Annotated in this window: 13 protein-coding genes; 11 read left to right on the forward strand and 2 right to left on the reverse strand. The window is 60.3% G+C overall.

Features of this window, described 5'->3' with window-relative positions:
- Positions 1-23 precede the first annotated feature (23 nt).
- Complete coding sequence (locus tag C4S72_RS17250; RefSeq protein ID WP_104004437.1) at positions 24-956, reverse strand: LysR family transcriptional regulator; 933 nt, start codon at positions 954-956, stop codon at positions 24-26.
- Positions 957-1111: 155 nt separating this feature from the next.
- On the opposite strand from C4S72_RS17250, the gene C4S72_RS17255 reads away from it, so the two are divergent.
- A complete protein-coding gene (locus C4S72_RS17255; protein WP_104004438.1) occupies positions 1112-1846 on the forward strand; it encodes an MBL fold metallo-hydrolase in 735 nt (244 codons plus the stop codon).
- Positions 1847-2060: 214 nt separating this feature from the next.
- On the opposite strand, the gene dacB is transcribed toward C4S72_RS17255, so the two are convergent.
- Positions 2061-3500, reverse strand: a complete 1440-nt coding sequence (dacB, locus tag C4S72_RS17260; RefSeq protein WP_104004439.1) for a D-alanyl-D-alanine carboxypeptidase/D-alanyl-D-alanine endopeptidase — start codon at positions 3498-3500, stop codon at positions 2061-2063.
- Positions 3501-3951: 451 nt separating this feature from the next.
- Here dacB and codB point away from each other — a divergent pair, with 451 nt between their 5' ends.
- The 10 genes from codB (at position 3952) to efeO (ending at position 15895) form a co-directional block, all read left to right on the forward strand.
- Complete coding sequence (codB, locus tag C4S72_RS17265) at positions 3952-5208, forward strand: cytosine permease (protein ID WP_104004440.1); 1257 nt, start codon at positions 3952-3954, stop codon at positions 5206-5208.
- Positions 5209-5231: 23 nt separating this feature from the next.
- A complete protein-coding gene (locus tag C4S72_RS17270) occupies positions 5232-6485 on the forward strand; it encodes a PucR family transcriptional regulator (protein ID WP_104004441.1) in 1254 nt (417 codons plus the stop codon).
- A 10-nt stretch (positions 6486-6495) separates the two neighbouring features.
- Positions 6496-7746: a cytosine deaminase gene (gene codA, locus C4S72_RS17275; RefSeq protein WP_104004442.1), complete on the forward strand. Its 1251-nt coding sequence runs from the start codon at positions 6496-6498 to the stop codon at positions 7744-7746.
- Positions 7747-8115: 369 nt separating this feature from the next.
- The gene (locus tag C4S72_RS17280; RefSeq protein WP_104004443.1) at positions 8116-9156 is read left to right on the forward strand and encodes an isopenicillin N synthase family dioxygenase; all 1041 of its coding nucleotides are present in this window, start codon (positions 8116-8118) and stop codon (positions 9154-9156) included.
- A 49-nt stretch (positions 9157-9205) separates the two neighbouring features.
- Positions 9206-10312, forward strand: coding sequence for a BMP family ABC transporter substrate-binding protein (locus C4S72_RS17285; protein ID WP_104004444.1), 1107 nt, complete (start codon positions 9206-9208; stop codon positions 10310-10312).
- A complete protein-coding gene (locus C4S72_RS17290) occupies positions 10309-11844 on the forward strand; it encodes an ABC transporter ATP-binding protein (RefSeq protein WP_104004445.1) in 1536 nt (511 codons plus the stop codon). The genes C4S72_RS17285 and C4S72_RS17290 overlap by 4 nt, the downstream gene beginning before the upstream one ends.
- Entirely contained in the window at positions 11837-12928 is a 1092-nt protein-coding gene (locus C4S72_RS17295) for an ABC transporter permease (RefSeq protein ID WP_104004446.1), read from the forward strand. Before C4S72_RS17290 ends, C4S72_RS17295 begins: the two co-directional genes overlap by 8 nt.
- Before the next feature lie 39 nt (positions 12929-12967).
- Positions 12968-13894 (forward strand): ABC transporter permease, encoded by a 927-nt coding sequence (locus C4S72_RS17300; RefSeq protein WP_104004447.1) that lies wholly within the window; start codon positions 12968-12970, stop codon positions 13892-13894.
- Between the two features lie 274 nt (positions 13895-14168).
- The gene (gene efeU / locus C4S72_RS17305; protein ID WP_104004448.1) at positions 14169-15017 is read left to right on the forward strand and encodes an iron uptake transporter permease EfeU; all 849 of its coding nucleotides are present in this window, start codon (positions 14169-14171) and stop codon (positions 15015-15017) included.
- Positions 15018-15076: 59 nt separating this feature from the next.
- Positions 15077-15895 (forward strand): iron uptake system protein EfeO, encoded by an 819-nt coding sequence (gene efeO, locus C4S72_RS17310; RefSeq protein WP_104004449.1) that lies wholly within the window; start codon positions 15077-15079, stop codon positions 15893-15895.
- The last annotated feature ends 44 nt before the right edge of the window (positions 15896-15939 follow it).

Here is a 15939-nt window from a genome sequence, read left to right on the forward strand (position 1 = left end):
GAGTGCAGCGATTAGACAGCCGATCAGGGCTGCGCCGTCGGCGGCAGTCCCGACTCGCAGATATTGAGCAGCTGCTGCCTTAACCAGCGGCGGCGAGGGCTGTCGTTGGAGGGCGCCCAGACCATATCGAAGGTGAAATTGGGGCAGCCCAGGGGGGGCTGGTTGATCTGCACACCGGGCGGAATCCGCAATGTGGGTAACAGGCTTTCCGGCAACATCAACATGCAGGGCAGTTGCTCCAGCATATTCAGACAAGCCTGGTAGTTGCTGGCCCAGGCCACAACCGTGCGGCTGCGGCCCAGTTGCTCCAGCCACAGATCCACCATGTTGCGCGGCGACTGCCAAGGTGACGGATAAACATGCAGTGCCTCGCAGTATTCATCGATACTGACCTGGCGTGGCCGGTTGCCCCGCGCCATGCAGACAAAGCGATCCTCAAACAGCGGCTGACGCTGCAGTTGGGGATGCAGCTGAAAATAGGCGCCAGGCCCAGGTACACAAAGCAGGTCTACCTTGCCCGCCAGCAACTCTTCGGTGGGCAGTTTCTCGCGGATTTTCTGCATATGCAGGATACGTCGCGGCGTGCACTCAAGCGCCGCCTTCATCAACCTGGGCAGTAACAGCAGCTCGAACGCCTCCGGTACGCAGAGTTCCAGCGGCAGCTCCCGGTCATCCTGCTCACCCAGCCCCTCCGCCGAGCGATTGATCGCTTCCAGCGCGTTGCGCAGATAGGGTTCGATATACACCGACCGCGCCGTGGGCAGCAGGCCGCTGCTTTCGCGCACGAACAGCTCATCGCTAAGACTTTCCCGCAGCCGCTTCAACGAATAGCTCACCGTGGGCGGGCTGACGCTGAGTTCGTCGGCGGTTTTACGGGCGTTATGCGTTTTGAACAGCGACAGAAAGATCGCGATATCCTGCACATCGAGTTTGCGCAGCAGGTTGTTGTTCAGCATGGCGGTCGCTCTATACCTGTGTCTATCGTCGTGTACCCATCGCACAAAAAACGGCTTCAGAATCGGGATTCAAGGTTGATCTGGATTACCGAGGATCGCACACTGAGCCCCGGCTATCACGAAAAACCGGCTTTGTTAACAGGAATTTAGCGTAAATGAAGTTACCTACGGATAGCGGATGGTACGAGACCAAAAAGGTCGATACCGATATTACCTGGATCTATGAACCGGCGATCAATCCGTTTTTTCGCTGCAATATCTGGCATATCAAGGGGCGTGACCGGGACCTGTTGATCGACTCCGGCAGCGGACTATTCAGCCTGCGCGCCAGCGTCGACAGCCTGTCCGAGCGGCCAGTCACGGCGGTAGCTTCACATGCCCACTTCGATCATATCGGCTGCCATCACGAGTTCGATCACTGTCTGGCACACCCGGCGGAATTACCAGTTTTGCTTGAACCCTCAGCCAGAGAAACCCTGGCGGACCGCTACGCCACCGCAGAGATGTTTGATCGCCTGCCGCCGGGCGGCTTCGATGCCAGCCAATACCATATAGAACCCACGGCGGCTGACAGGGTAAAACCGCTGGAGGCCGGAGCCCGCCTCGATACCGGTAATCGCAGCTTTGAGGTGCTTCATCTACCGGGCCACTCACCAGGATCGATCGCTCTCTGGGATGAACGCAACGGCGTGCTCTTCAGCGGCGACGCCATTTACGATGGCGAACTGCTGGCGGATAACCATCACTCAGACATCGGTGAATATATCGATAGCATGCGCCGCCTGCAGGAACTGCCGGTGAACCAGGTACACGGCGGTCATTTCGACAGTTTTGGCCGCGACGTCTATCAGCAGATTATTCGCGAATTCCTGGACACCTACGATCGCTGAGAACGCGGATAAGGCTATCTGCAGAGCAGGTGGCATCACATCCCACTCCCTGCAGGAAAGCCTGACGACACCGCATGCAGAGATCATCCAGATCAGGCAGCCATGAGACATCGAAGTTCTATCTTAACCAAGGCGCAAGAAACACCTATCCCCAATTAGATGATCACCACCTCCACCGCAGGAGGTTTAGGAGCATCAACAAAGCCGGGACCGATCAACCCCGATTATGGATAGTGAGCAGAAGGTTGCGCTCAAATTCAGCCCGGGCCCTGCGCATCTCTGCCGGATCATCGCCTCGGGCGATGCCCGATACCATCAGCACGAACAGATAGCGTTTTCCCGATGCTGCCTGGAGAAAGCCGGCCAGGTTGGAGGAGCCGTTCACGGTGCCGCTCTTGGCGCGGATGGTGCCGCTTAGCGGCGCTTCGCGCAGGCTGCGGCGGTATTTCAGAGTACCGTTCTGCCCCGCTACCGGCAGCGCCTGGTAAGCCGCCATCTGCGGATTACGGTTCAGAAAGCTCAGCACAGCGGCCAGCTGTTGAGCACTGAGCTGATTATCCCGCGACAGACCCGAACCATCTTTCAGGGTCGTTACCCCCAAATCCAGCCCCGCCTGCTCACGCAGGACCTGGATAACCTCGCGGGCACCCACCTCGAATGAGCCGATACCACTGCGCTGCGCGCCAAGGGTCTTCAGCAGGTTGTCGGCATAGAGGTTATCGGAATGCTGCAGCACCTCTTCAAGCAGGCTCGACAACGGTGCGGAGCTGACCTGCGCCAGCGTCTGCCAATGCTCGCCGCTGGCGGACTGCTCGAGACGACGGGTTTTACCGGTCAGCACAATACCGCGCTGGTGCAGCTCCTGCTGCAGGATATCCCCCAGGTAAGCGGCCGTATCATTGACCGCCAAGTTCAACGGCCAGCGCCGCTGCTCTTTGGTGATACAGCCACTGAGCTGATAGCGGTTGCCGGGGCCGCGTTCCATACGCAGATCGCAGAGGCTTTCCCTCTTCTCGCTGGCCGTGACCATTTCCACGTCTGCAGCGGCGGCGACCGGCTGGTGTTCCGGCACAAACAGCCGTGCCTTGTTGCCGTTAACCTTGGTATCCAGGCTCGCCGCGACACAGTTGTGTTCAATGGTGAAGGCAGAAGCCGGTGCGCTGTAGCAAACACCCAGGTTATCCCAGGGCCAGCCCCGTGCCCGCTCGTAGCCGCTGAATACACGGCCATCGAGCAGCAGATCGCCGTCGATGCGAGTAATCCCCCGGGCCTTCAACTGATCCAGCAATTCACCCAGCTGCGCCCGGCTCAGGTCCGGCGCACCGCTCAACAGCAGCTTGAGATCGCCGCGCCAGTTGCCGTTCTGCGCCTGCCCTTGGCCCAGCAGCGTCGTCTTGAAGCGGTAGTCGGCACCGAGCTGTAGTTCGGAAGCCAAGGCGGTAAGCAGCTTCTGGGTGCTCGCCGGCGGTAACAGCAGGTTGGTGTTGTATTCCGCCTGCAGTACGCCACCATCAAGCGGCTGCACCAGTAACGCGACCTGAGTTCCCTTGGGCGATTGCGCCAGGGCCGCATCCAGTTCCGGGTTGGTCGCCGCTCTAAGCGGAGCGACAGCGCTAAAAAACAGCAGTGAAAAACAGAGAACACGCAGCAACATTATTCTTCCTGATTAATTGTTTCTCGATGAATGGCTTTCTGATGAATGACTTCCTGATAAATGAACAGCAGCGAGAAATAACACCGGACCGCAACAGCAACATGCATCCACCGGCTGCTGCCTTAAGCATAGACTCGCGACACTCTGATCTCCGCAAGCTGCGCCAAGTTCCTCCCAAAACCGTCCGACCACAACAGGTCCGGTCAAAACAGGAGACACGCTCCCTGATGATACATTTCATGAACCAGCGCGGGGCAAGAACTCTTTGTTACAACAGAACGTCTCTCCACACCCCTCAAGATATTGTGCATAGTGCACATATTATTGACGTCACCCTTGCCGAAATCGACAATCGCGCGCAACCTTTGCCACCGCTCCAATAAATGGAACGAGCCTTGCTTCGTGCGTGGTGTAGAAAAGGACAACTCTAATCATTCATGCGGAGCACGCTATGGAAAACTCAGATTACCCATTGAGCGAAGTGCCCAACAGCGAACGCAAAGGGCTTCTCTCCACCTCTGTTGTACTGCTCGGCTTTACCTTTTTCACCGCCACCATGTGGGCGGGTGGATCACTCGGCAACGCCTTCGACTTCGGCGAACTGATGCTGGTGATCCTGATCGGCAACCTGCTCCTCGGCGCCTACGCAGCAGCACTTGCGTATATCGCCTGCAAAAGCGGACTTAACTCGGTGCTGATGGGCCGCTTCTGCTTCGGCGAGATCGGCAGCAAGCTGTCCGACTTTGTTCTCGGTTTCACCCAGATCGGCTGGTACGCCTGGGGTACAGCGACCATCGCCGTGGTACTGGTGAAAACCACCGGCATGCCGGAATCCCTGGAGATTCCGCTGATGATTCTGTTCGGCATGGCGTTCTGCATCACCGCCATGATCGGCTTTAAAGGTCTGGATCTGCTGTCGCGCTTTGCCGTGCCGGCGATGATGCTGTTTATCCTGATCAGCCTCTACACCGGCATGGTCGATGTGGGCGGCGTCTCCGGCCTGCTCGGCAAGAGCCCGGCTGAAAGCATGAGTTTTGCCGCCGCCATCACCGTGGTGATCGGTACCTTTATCAGCGGCGGTACCCAGGCCACCAACTGGAGCCGCTTTGCGAAAACACCCAAGACCGCCGTGATCGCTACTCTGGCTGCATTCTTCGTCGGCAACGGCCTGATGGTGCTGACCGGTGCACTGGGCGCAATGATCTACCAGCAGGCGGATATCGTCGATGTGATGCTGGCTCAGGGCTTTGTGGTTCTCGCTGTGCTGATGCTGTTCCTCAACATCTGGACCACCCAGGACAACACCATCTACAACTTCGCTGTCGCTGGCTGCAACCTACTGCGTACCGACAAACGCAAGGTAGTTACCGTAGCGGGCGCCGCCATCGGCACCGTGCTGGCGGTGGGTGGGATGTACAACCTGCTGATCCCCTTCCTGGTCCTACTGGGCACCTTCATTCCGCCAATCGGCGGCGTGATCATGGCGGACTTCTGGGTTAACCATAAAGGCAAGTATCCGAAACTCGCCGATGTGAGCCTGCCGGCGTTTAACTGGATTGGCCTGGGTAGCTACGTAGTGGGTTCCGCCGCGGCTTACTTCTCGCCGGTGCTGCCGCCACTGGTGGGCGTAGTCATTGCCGCGCTCTGCTACAGCGTGCTGGTCAAAATGCCATTCGCCAGCCCTGCGCTGGACCCGGCTGAAGGTTGATATGGCGCTGATATGGCATTGATATGGGAATAAGCTGCGCCGATATACCGCGCCTGCCCGGCCTGGAAGAGATTCGCTTCCGGGCCGGTCTGCAGGGCGGCAACCGACCTGTCCGCTGGCCCTATGTGGCCGAGAACGACTGCATCGCTCCCTGGGTTCGGGGCGGCGAGCTGGTGTTCGTCACCGGTATCAACCTACCGCGCTCGGAAGCCAACCTGAAGCAGTTGGTGCATGAGGCGGTGGAGCATCAGGTCGCGGGACTGGTGATCCTCACCGGCCCCGAATTTATCCGCGAGATTCCCGCTGGTGTGCTGGAGCTCGCGAACTCACTGAATTTCCCGATTCTGGAACAGCCCTACTCGCTGAAGATGGTGCTGGTCACCGAGGTGATCTCCAACGCTATCGTGCAGGACAACCTGATCGGCCAGTCCACCAAGCTGTTCCTGACCCGGCTGATCAACGGCTTTGCCGATGCGCCGGAGCTTATCCACCTGCGCGCCGCAGAGCTGGGCCTTAACGATGACCGCCCCTACGCGGTGGTTTCCGTGCGCATTTCCGGCTTTCACCAGCGTCTGCTAAGCGAAGACAAGGATCAGCACTGGCAGTTGATCCATCAGCGTAACCAGCTGGAGCAGCAGTTCGGCGAGCTGCTCAAACGACGCGGTATCGACTGGCCGATCCTCGTTCTGGAGCAGGACCTGATCGCCATCTGGCCCGCCGAGAAGGACCACGCCAGCGCCCTGGCCGACGAGATCGACTCCGCGCTGAATCAGCTGCAGAACCGGATGCCTGAGCTGCATCTATACGCCGGCGCCAGCGATCTGCAGCCGGGCCTGAGCCAGCTCTCATCCGCCGTGGAGCAGTCCCGCCAGGCGGTGCAGTTCGCCGTGCAGCACGGCGGCCAGAGGCTGTTTTTCTACGATCAGCTGGGCATCGCCCGGCTGTTCGCAGCGATCCCCCAGCGCAACCTGCTGGCCCAGTTTTGCCAGCAGCAGCTCGGCAGTCTCTGCTTCGCCCGCGACGACCAGTCGCTGATGCTGAAAGAGACCCTGACCCAGTACCTGAATCTGTTCGGCAACCAGCAGCAGACCGCCGAAAGCCTGGGGATTCACCGCAATACCCTGAGACACCGACTGAAACGGATAGAGCAGCTGATCGGCCATCGCCTGGGCGACGCCTTTGTACGGCTTAACCTGCAGAACGCCCTGCTGATCGAGCAGATCCTGTTTCAGCACCACAATATCGACAGCCAGCTCCCCACGCTGGGAGATCACTGAAGAGGTTCCCATGAAAATCGTTAACGCCCGTCTGCGACAGAAGCCCCAGCTCCACACAGTGGAGATCAGCGCTGGGCTGTTCAGCCAGATTAGCGAGCAGAGCAGCAGCATCGAATGCCCGGAAGGCGCCATCGACGCCGCCGGCAAGCTGCTCTGCGCGCCGTTTGTCGAGCCGCATATCCACCTGGATGCGGCGCTAACCGCCGGCGAGCCAAACTGGAACCAGAGCGGCACCCTGTTCGAGGGGATCGAGCGCTGGAGCGAGCGCAAGCCGATGCTGAACGAGGCCGATATCCGCCGCCGCGTACTGGAAACCATCGAGCTGCTAGTGCAGAACGGCGTGCAGCATATCCGCACCCACGCCGATATCTCCGACCCGAGCCTCGTCGGTCTGAAAACACTCTGCACCCTGCGTGACGAGCTGAAAGACAAGATCGACCTGCAAGTAGTGGCCTTCCCCCAGGATGGCTTGCTCTCCTTCCCCAACGGCCTGCAGCTGATGGAAGAGGCGCTGGAGTTCGGCGCCGATGTGGTCGGCGGCATTCCTCACTTCGAATACACCCGCGATCTGGGCGTGGAATCGATGAAAACCGTGATCGAGCTGGCGAAGAAGTACGATCGCCTGGTCGATGTGCACTGTGATGAGATCGACGATCCCAACTCCCGTTTCCTTGAGGTACTGGCCTGCGAGGCGCTGTTCAACGAGCTAGGTTCGCGCGTTACCGCCAGCCACACCACGGCGATGCACTCCTACGATAACGCTTACTGTTCCAAGCTGTTCCGGCTGTTGAAGAACTCCGGCATCAACTTTATCTCCTGCCCCACCGAGAGCATCCACCTGCAGGGCCGGTTCGACACCTACCCGAAACGCCGCGGCCTGACCCGGGTGAGAGAGCTGCGCGAAGCCGGCATCAACGTCTGCTTCGCCGAGGATTCGATCTTCGATCCCTGGTATTCCCTCGGCAACGGCAAGCTGCTGCGAAGCCTGGATTTCGGCCTGCACATCTGCCAGATGATGGGTTATCGCGACTTCGAGAGCGCGCTGGACCTGATCACCGACAACAGCGCCCGCACCCTGAATATCCAGGATCGCTACGGCATCGAAACCGGCAAGCCGGGCAACTTTATCCTGCTCGACGGTGAAGACGACTACAGCGTTCTGCGTAAGCAGGGCGACGTGCTGCTGTCGGTGCGCCTGGGCGAAGTCATCATGCAGCGCGAACCTGCCCGGGTGACCAGCGCTCGCTATATTCAGGACTGATTAATTCCCAAGTACATAAGCGGGCCGGAGTGCACAACGCCGGCCTGCTCCCGACCTTACCATGCACCATCTCAGTGCAATCCCATATTTATCAACACCAGTCCCCTTTTCAGCCCTGAATAATCCTTAATCAGCCGCTCCCCGTTCTGCCGAGAAAAAACAAAAAAACTGTGCAACCTGCACAGAATTCCATAACAAAGACTGTTCAATCCAAACCATCCCTGTTTTCCCGCCACCGCCCCATTCAGTTGGTATGCACCTTGCTCTAAGAGCTTCAACAGCAACGCCGCTGACCGCATATATAGCGAACAAAGTGCACAGTCAGCCAGCAGAACAGCACGAACCCAGGACTAAACCCAGGAAAGAACCATGGCCACAGTGATCACCGGCAACGGCCCTCGCGCCGTCAACAGCAACGACCTGGACAGCCTTACCGTCCCCTTCTCCTCCATTCCGGTTATCGACTTTTCCGCCATGTATTCTGATGACGCCGACGCCCGCCGTGCCGTGGGCGCAGCGGTGCGCAAGGCGTGCACCGAGGTAGGTTTTTTCTACGCCAAGGGCCATGGCGTGCCGCAGCAGGTGATCGATAACACCTTCAAGGCCGCACACCAGTTTTTCGATCTGCCGCTGGAAGAAAAGGTAAAGGTCGATATCTCCAAGTCACCGAATCTGCGCGGCTACACCGGCCTGCTGGAGGAGAACACCAACGTTGAGGGCCTGGGTGATGTGCACGAGGGCTTCGATATCGCCCTGGATCTGCCGGAAGATGACCCTGATGTGATCGCCGGCAAATTCGGTTACGGCCCGAACCAGTGGCCGGAAAACCTGCCCGGCTTCAAGGAAGCTCTGCTCGCCTACCAGAGCGAGGTACTGGATTTCGGCCAGAAGATTTTCGCTGCCTTTGCCCTGGCGCTGGAGCTCGATGAAGATTTCTTCGTGCCGCTGAGCACCAAGCCGATGGCGCAGATGCGGGTGCTCTCCTACCCGAGCCAGGATGGCCCCATCGACGAGCGCCAGATCGGCATCGGCCCGCACTCCGACTACGAATGCTTCACCGTGCTCTGCACCGATGAAACGCCTTCACTGCAGGTGCTGAACTGCGCCGGCGAGTGGATTCAGGCTCCGCCTATCCCCGGCGCGTTTATCGTCAACGTGGGGGATCTGATGGCCCGCTGGACCAACGGCTACTTCGCCTCCACCCTGCACCGCGCCATCAACAAATCCGGCAAGGAACGCTTCTCTATCCCGTTTTTCTACGGCACCAACTCGGATGCCCTGATCGAGGTTCTGCCCTCCTGCCAGAACGAAGACTGGCCGGCGCAGTTCGAGCCGATCAAAGCCAGCGATTACATTCAATCGCGCTTTAACGAGACCTACGCCCATCGCGCCGTGGAGGAGAAGTCCTGAAGGACTTCCTCCCGCCGAGACCGTCACCTTGACCCGGAGAACTCAACCGATGCGTAACCCGATCAGCAAATCAGCATTATCCTTGGCAATGTCCCTGAGCGCCGTCAGCCTGATGCTGCCCAGCCTGGCTCAGGCCGAACCCTTCCAGCTTGAAGGCGACCCGAAAATCGCCTTTATCTATGCCGCAACAGCGCGCGATGGCGGCTGGAACGAAGCGATCGATAACGCCCGCCAGGTTGTCGCCGATGAACTGGGTTACCCCATCGCCGTGGCCGAGAGTATTCCCGAAGATGCCAGCGCGCTGAAAAACGCCATCGACCTGTACGTGCAGCGCGGTTTCAACATCATCGTTGGCACCACCTACGGCTACTCCGACGGCATCGCCGAAGCCGCCGAGAAATACCCGAACGTGGCCTTTGTAAACGCCTCCGGCACACGCAACTCCGATAACCTGGAAAGCTTTTACGCCCGCACCTACGAGGGCTGGTACCTGGCCGGTATCGCCGCGGGTGCAGTCGCCGACAGCGATAAGCTGGGCATGATGGCCGGCTTCCCGGTCAGCGTGGTGAACTGGGATATCAATGGCTTTACCCGCGGTGTGCAGGTGAGCAAGCCGGACGCCTCCGTATCCGTGCTCTACACCAACTCCTGGTGGGATCCGGTGAAAGAGGGTCAGGCCGCCAAGTCGCTGCTGGAGCAGGGTGCCTCGGTAGTGGCTAACAACCTCTCCTCCGCTGCACCGTTTACCGAAGCGGAAAAGGCTGACAAATACAGCGTCGGTTTCCAGCTCGATATGAGCGCCAACGCGCCCAAGGGCCACCTGACTTCGGTGACCTTCCACTGGGACAAATACCTGGTACCGACCATCAAGGCGATCGCCGAAGGTACCTGGGAGCCGTCTGAATATGGCGCCTTCCCGGGCCTGGCCGAAGGCGTAGTGGATATCACCCCGCTGCCGGACAGCGTACCTGAAGCGGTCAAAAAGACAGTCGCCGAGAAACGCGCCGCTATCATCGCCGGCGAGCTGACACCCTTTGATGGCCCGATCATCGCCCAGGATGGCAGCGAAAAACTGCCGGCCGGCGCATCGCTCAACGATGAGCAGCTCTGGGCCATGGATTACCTGATCCAGGGTACGGTCGGGGGCGGTCAATGAGTCAGGGCTCCCCCCTGCTGACACTGAGCGCCATCGATAAGAGCTTTGATATTCACCGGGTGCTGAACTCGGTCTCCTTCGAACTTGCCAGGGGAGAGGTGCATGCCCTCCTTGGCGAGAACGGGGCGGGCAAATCCACCCTGATGAATATCCTGATCGGCGTCTACAGTGCCGATGCCGGCAAGCTGGAGCTGGAAGGCAAACCGTTGAAGATCGGCAAGCCCTCCGACAGCGCGCGCCAGGGCATCGGCATGGTCCATCAGCATTTTCGCCTGGTGGACCGTCTGACGTTAACGGAAAACCTGCTGCTGGCCGCCGATGACCATCCGCAGCTGAAAAGCCGCGCCGCCGCCCGCGAGGCACTGCTCAACACCGCTAAAGAGATCGGCTTTACGCTGAACCCCGATTGCCAGGTGGGTGAGCTCTCAGTGGCGGAAAAGCAGCGCGCCGAGATCTGCAAGGTTCTGGCGCTGGGCGCCCGCATCCTGATTCTCGACGAACCCACCGCCGTACTCACCGACTCCGAAGCCAGCTCCATGCTGGCCGCTATTCGCCGCATGGCGGAATCGGGTCGCAGCATCATCCTGATTACCCACAAGCTGCGCGAAGTGGTCGGTTTCAGCCACCGCGTGACTATTATGCGCCGCGGCGAGACCGTGGCAGCAGGTCTGGATACCAGCGATCTCTCAATCGAGAAGATCTCCAGCCTGATGATGGGTTCCTCATCGACTAGCCTCAGCCCGGACGGTATCGACTCTAAAAAAGCCCCTAGCAACGTACAGGAGCACGGCCCGGATCTGCTGGCGATCAGCCATCTGAATGCCCGGCGCGATGACGGCGCACCTGCGCTCACCGATGTCAGCCTCAGGGTTAGGGCCGGTGAGATTCTCGGCCTCGCCGGTGTTGGCGGCAACGGCCAGCATGAGCTGACGGAGCTGCTCAGCGGTATCCGTTCCGCCAGCTCCGGCAGCGTGATGATCGATGGCGCCGATGCGCTGGGGCTCTCTCCACGCCAGCGGCGCAAGCTGGGATTGCGCGTGATCCCCGCCGACCGCATGGCCAGCGCGCTGGTGTCCGATCTCAGTATCGCCGCCAACCTGTCACTAACTTCGGTGGTCAGCGGCCGCTTCGGACGCCTCTGGCTCAACCGCCGCCGCATGCAGCGCGAAGCCCAGGCCAGTATCGAGCAACACGAGATCGCCGGCGCCCGCCCCTCTGGCCGCATGGGGCTGCTCTCCGGCGGCAATGCCCAGAAGGTACTGCTGGCCCGGGAGATCGACAGCGGCATGAAGCTGCTTCTGGCCCATTCGCCGACCCGCGGCCTGGATATCCGCGCCAGCGCCCTGGTGCATCAGCGCCTGCGCGAGGCCGCCGCCAAAGGCGCCGCCTGCCTGCTGGTCAGCGAGGATGTGGAAGAGATCATGGCGCTGTCTGACCGCATCTGCGTCATCAGCGCCGGCAAAATCATGGGCGAGCTGCCCGGCGACGCCAGCGCCGCCGATATCGGGAGGCTGATACTGGGCCATGAGTAGTTTTAGATTGACCCTTGAGCGCCGCCAGCAGGTCAGCACGCTGCGCTCAACCACCACTTACATTCTGGGCCTGCTGCTGGGCCTGGGCTTTGGCCTGCTGGTGCTGCTGTCCGCCGGCGCACCCGCCGCCACGCTGCTGGATGACCTGGTGATCCAGGTGTTTTTCAGTGCCATGGGGCTGGCACAGACACTGACCCTGGCGGTGCCGCTGATTCTGGTGGGCCTGGCCGCCACCTCCGCCATGCGGCTGAGATTCTGGAACGTGGGCATCGAGGGCCAGCTCTGGCTCGGCGCCATCGGCGCCACGCTGGTGGCACTCAGTGACTTCGGTAGCGAATCACTGCGTCTGCCCACCATGCTGCTTGCCTCCGCCATTGCCGGTGCTGCCTGGATCGCCGTGCCGCTGATTCTGAAACTCAGAGCCGGTGTGAACGAGCTGGTGGTCACCCTGCTGCTCTCCAATGTGGCTTACCTGCTGCTGCAGCATTTGCTGTTTGGCGCCTGGAAAGATCCAGTGAACAGCTTCCCGGTATCACCGCGTTTCGATGAGAACGAGCAACTGGCGAGCCTTGGCTTTGGCAACCTGCACTCCGGCATCTATGTGGCGCTCGGCATCACCCTGTTGATGACGATCCTGGTACAGAAAAGCCGTACCGGCTTCTATGTGGATGTGATCGGCCGCAACCGCACCACCGCCCTGGCCACCGGTATTCCGGTTACCGCCACGATCACATTGATGATCCTGCTATCCGGCGCCCTGGCAGGACTCGCGGGCGGCCTGATCGTGATCGGTGTGGAGCATCGCCTGACCCAGACCATCGGTATCAACACCACCTTCAGCGGCATCGTCATCGCCTTTATCGCTCGCTTCAATCCGCTGGCGGTATTACCGACCGCCATCGTGCTGGCGGGCATCTACAACGCCGGCGGCACGCTGAAGGTGTTCTATGGCATCCCCGATGCGATCGTCGTGCTGATTCAGGGCATGGTGCTGCTGACCCTGCTGATGGTGCAGTTCTTTAGCAGCTATCGCGTATCGCTGCTGCGCCAGAGCGCCCAGCAGCCTGGCCAGCCGTCAACTTAAGGGCATAGAGAGCCTTCAGCGTAAGAGCATAGAAAGTCTATGGAACAGTTCATCACAAGTTGGCTCGGCAGCACTCCGGCCTTTGCCATCCCACTGGCGCTGGCCAGCATGGGGCTCGTGCTCTGCGAGCGCGCCGGTGTCCTCAACATGGGTGCCGAGGGCTATATGGCGCTGGGCGCCATGACCGCCGCGGTTCTGACTCTCACCCTCGGCAATCCGGCAATAGGCATTGCCGCTGCGGTGCTGGCCGGCGCCGCCCTGGCGCTGATCTTCGGTTTTGCCGTGGTGATCATGCGCTGCGAACAGATACTGGCGGGCCTTGCCACCATGGCGGTGGGCCTTGGCATCGCCGGCGTGGTCGGGCGCCCCTATGTGCATAAAAGCTTCGAGGGGCTGCAGCCGCTGGATATTCCGCTGCTGGATCAGATACCGCTGCTCGGCCGCCTGCTGTTCAATCAGGACATTCTGGTTTACCTGACCGTGCTAATCGGCGTCGGCCTCTGGTTTCTGCTGGAGCGCACCCGTGCAGGCCTGAAGATCCGCGCCGTGGGTGAAGATCCCGCCAGTGCCGATGTCGCCGGCGTTCAGGTGCAGCTGCAGCAGCTGATGGCGATCACCGCCAGCGGCGCACTCTGTGGTCTGGCGGGCGCTTACCTGTCGGTAGCCAGCAGCAGCGTATGGGTAGACAACATGGTGGCCGGACGCGGCTGGATCGCCCTGGCACTGGTGGTATTCGCCCGCTGGGATCCTCTCAAGGCGCTGGCCGGCGCATTCCTGTTTGGCGCCATCGAGGCCCTGCTGCCGCGTCTGCAGGCGATCGGCGTGCCCGCGCCGATCTACCTGATGAACATGCTGCCCTACCTGTTCACCATCGCGGTACTGCTGATCGCCGCCTGGTCCGGCACGAAGAAAGGCGTGGAACCGGCCGCTCTCGGCAAGCCTTACGTGCGCCAGGATCGGCACTGAGCGCAGTTCCGGCACATACCTGATCTCCCCCGCCGGCCAGCCCGAAAGGGCTCGTGCCGGTGGCGCACCCTTGTCGCCTCCTCTCCCGTTTTCCGCACCGCTTTATCAACACATCATTGCGCAAACCGCACAACCAAAACTCTGTTGCATGTTTGGCGGCTTTCTAAGCTGCTGTTAGTTGGCAGAATAAGCGAACTGATAGTAATTCTCATTACCATAATAATGACCCGCCGCATCGCAGGACGGGCGGGCAGCCGAGGTTTAGAAGATCTAGATGTTTTTCGTTCCTTTTCTGATCATGCTGCGCGAGGGGCTCGAAGCTGCTCTGATTGTCAGCCTGATCGCCAGCTATCTTTCCCGCACCGGGCGTGGCCACTGGATGGGCGCCATCTGGGGCGGCGCCATCGCGGCGGCCCTGCTCTGCTTTGCCATTGGCTGGGGCATCAACGAAACCACCGGTGAATTCCCGCAGAAGCAGCAGGAGCTGTTCGAGGGGATCGTCGCCCTCGTTGCCGTGGTGATGCTCAGCTACATGGTGTTCTGGATGCGCAGGGTAGCCGGTAACAGCAAGGAGCAGATGCAGCAGGCGGTAGATCGCGCCCTGAGTGGCACCAGCCAGCAGCGTCAGGCACTGGCACTTATCCTGATGGTGTTTCTGGCGGTGGCCCGCGAAGGGATGGAATCGGTGTTTTTCCTGCTCGCGGCCTTTCAGCAGGACGTGGGCGCGGCAGCGCCGGCCGGTGCCATCACCGGGTTGGTGACCGCCATCGTGCTCGGTTTTGCCATCTATTTCGGCGGTGCGCGTCTGCCGCTGCGGGCGTTTTTCCGCTGGAGCAGCCTTTTCATCATCTTCGTCTCGGCGGGCCTCGCCGCCGGAGCGATCCGCGCTTTCCATGAAGCGGGGATCTGGAATCACTTTCAGGGTATCGCCGTCAACCTGAGTCAGGTGCTCTCGACCCACTCGCTGGCCGGCACGCTGCTGGAAGGTCTGTTCGGTTACCAGGAGACACCCAGCGTCAGCGAGGTCGGTATTTATCTGCTGTACCTGATTCCGGCCCTGCTGCTGTTTTTCCGTGAACCCCGTCAAAGCCAACCACGGGGAGCCAAGGCGCTCTCCTCTTGAGTTCACTTAGTTAAGGGTTGAGAGCCGGCGCAGCCGCTCCAGTCCCATAAGGATTCCGTATGAACAAGACACTGATCAGCCTTTCCCTGGCCGCCGCTTTGACCTCATCGGTAACGGCCCAGGCCAAAACCAAGCCCGCCGATCTGGTGGCACCGATGACCGACTACAAAATCTATGTCATCGATGAAGTGGCCGCCTACGTCCGCGATACCAAGGAATTCACCGATGCGGTAAAGGCCGGCAATATCGACCGCGCCAAGGCGCTCTATTCCCCGACCCGCATCCATTACGAACGCATTGAACCGGTAGCCGAGCTGTTCTCCGATCTGGACGCCAGCATGGACGCCCGCGAGGATGACTACGCCCAGGGTGCCGAAGACCCGGACTTCAGTGGTTTCCACCGTATCGAGAAGGCACTTTGGGCAGATAACTCCACCGATGGTATGGGCAAGTATGCCGACCAGCTCTACAGCGATGCGGTGGAACTGGAGAAACGCCTCACCGCTCTGACCTTTCCGCCCAGCGCCGTCGTAGGCGGAGCCGCTGGCCTGATCGAAGAGGTGGCCGCCAGCAAGATCAGTGGCGAGGAAGACCGCTACGCCCGCACCGACCTTTCGGACTTCAAGGCCAACGTTGAAGGCGCCGAGAAGATCGTCGACCTGTTTCACCCACTGCTGAAGCAGGAGGACGAAGCCCTGGTAGAGAAGATCGACAGCAACCTGGCGCGGGTCAACAGCGTGCTTGCCAAGTACCGCACCAACGATGGTTTCAAATCCTATGACAAGCTCACCGACCGCGACCGCCTCGCGCTGAAAGGTCCGATCACGGTGCTGGCGGAAGACCTGTCCATGCTGCGCGGCGTGCTTGACCTGGACTAAGCCCACACTTCTTTTTCATCTAAGTGCGGAGAGGTCTGGCCTCT

The organism is Marinobacterium lutimaris (genome assembly GCF_900108065.1).
Lineage (GTDB): Bacteria > Pseudomonadota > Gammaproteobacteria > Pseudomonadales > Balneatricaceae > Marinobacterium_D > Marinobacterium_D lutimaris.

Coding starts and splice junctions, on each gene's coding strand:
- C4S72_RS17295 (WP_104004446.1), top strand. CDS start 11,837: ATGAGTAGTTTTAGATTGACCCTTGAGCGCCGCCAGCAGGTCAGCACG.
- C4S72_RS17285 (WP_104004444.1), top strand. CDS start 9,206: ATGCGTAACCCGATCAGCAAATCAGCATTATCCTTGGCAATGTCCCTG.
- C4S72_RS17300 (WP_104004447.1), top strand. CDS start 12,968: ATGGAACAGTTCATCACAAGTTGGCTCGGCAGCACTCCGGCCTTTGCC.
- C4S72_RS17290 (WP_104004445.1), top strand. CDS start 10,309: ATGAGTCAGGGCTCCCCCCTGCTGACACTGAGCGCCATCGATAAGAGC.
- codB (WP_104004440.1), top strand. CDS start 3,952: ATGGAAAACTCAGATTACCCATTGAGCGAAGTGCCCAACAGCGAACGC.
- C4S72_RS17270 (WP_104004441.1), top strand. CDS start 5,232: ATGGGAATAAGCTGCGCCGATATACCGCGCCTGCCCGGCCTGGAAGAG.
- dacB (WP_104004439.1), bottom strand. CDS start 3,500: ATGTTGCTGCGTGTTCTCTGTTTTTCACTGCTGTTTTTTAGCGCTGTC.
- C4S72_RS17280 (WP_104004443.1), top strand. CDS start 8,116: ATGGCCACAGTGATCACCGGCAACGGCCCTCGCGCCGTCAACAGCAAC.
- C4S72_RS17255 (WP_104004438.1), top strand. CDS start 1,112: ATGAAGTTACCTACGGATAGCGGATGGTACGAGACCAAAAAGGTCGAT.
- efeO (WP_104004449.1), top strand. CDS start 15,077: ATGAACAAGACACTGATCAGCCTTTCCCTGGCCGCCGCTTTGACCTCA.
- efeU (WP_104004448.1), top strand. CDS start 14,169: ATGTTTTTCGTTCCTTTTCTGATCATGCTGCGCGAGGGGCTCGAAGCT.
- codA (WP_104004442.1), top strand. CDS start 6,496: ATGAAAATCGTTAACGCCCGTCTGCGACAGAAGCCCCAGCTCCACACA.
- C4S72_RS17250 (WP_104004437.1), bottom strand. CDS start 956: ATGCTGAACAACAACCTGCTGCGCAAACTCGATGTGCAGGATATCGCG.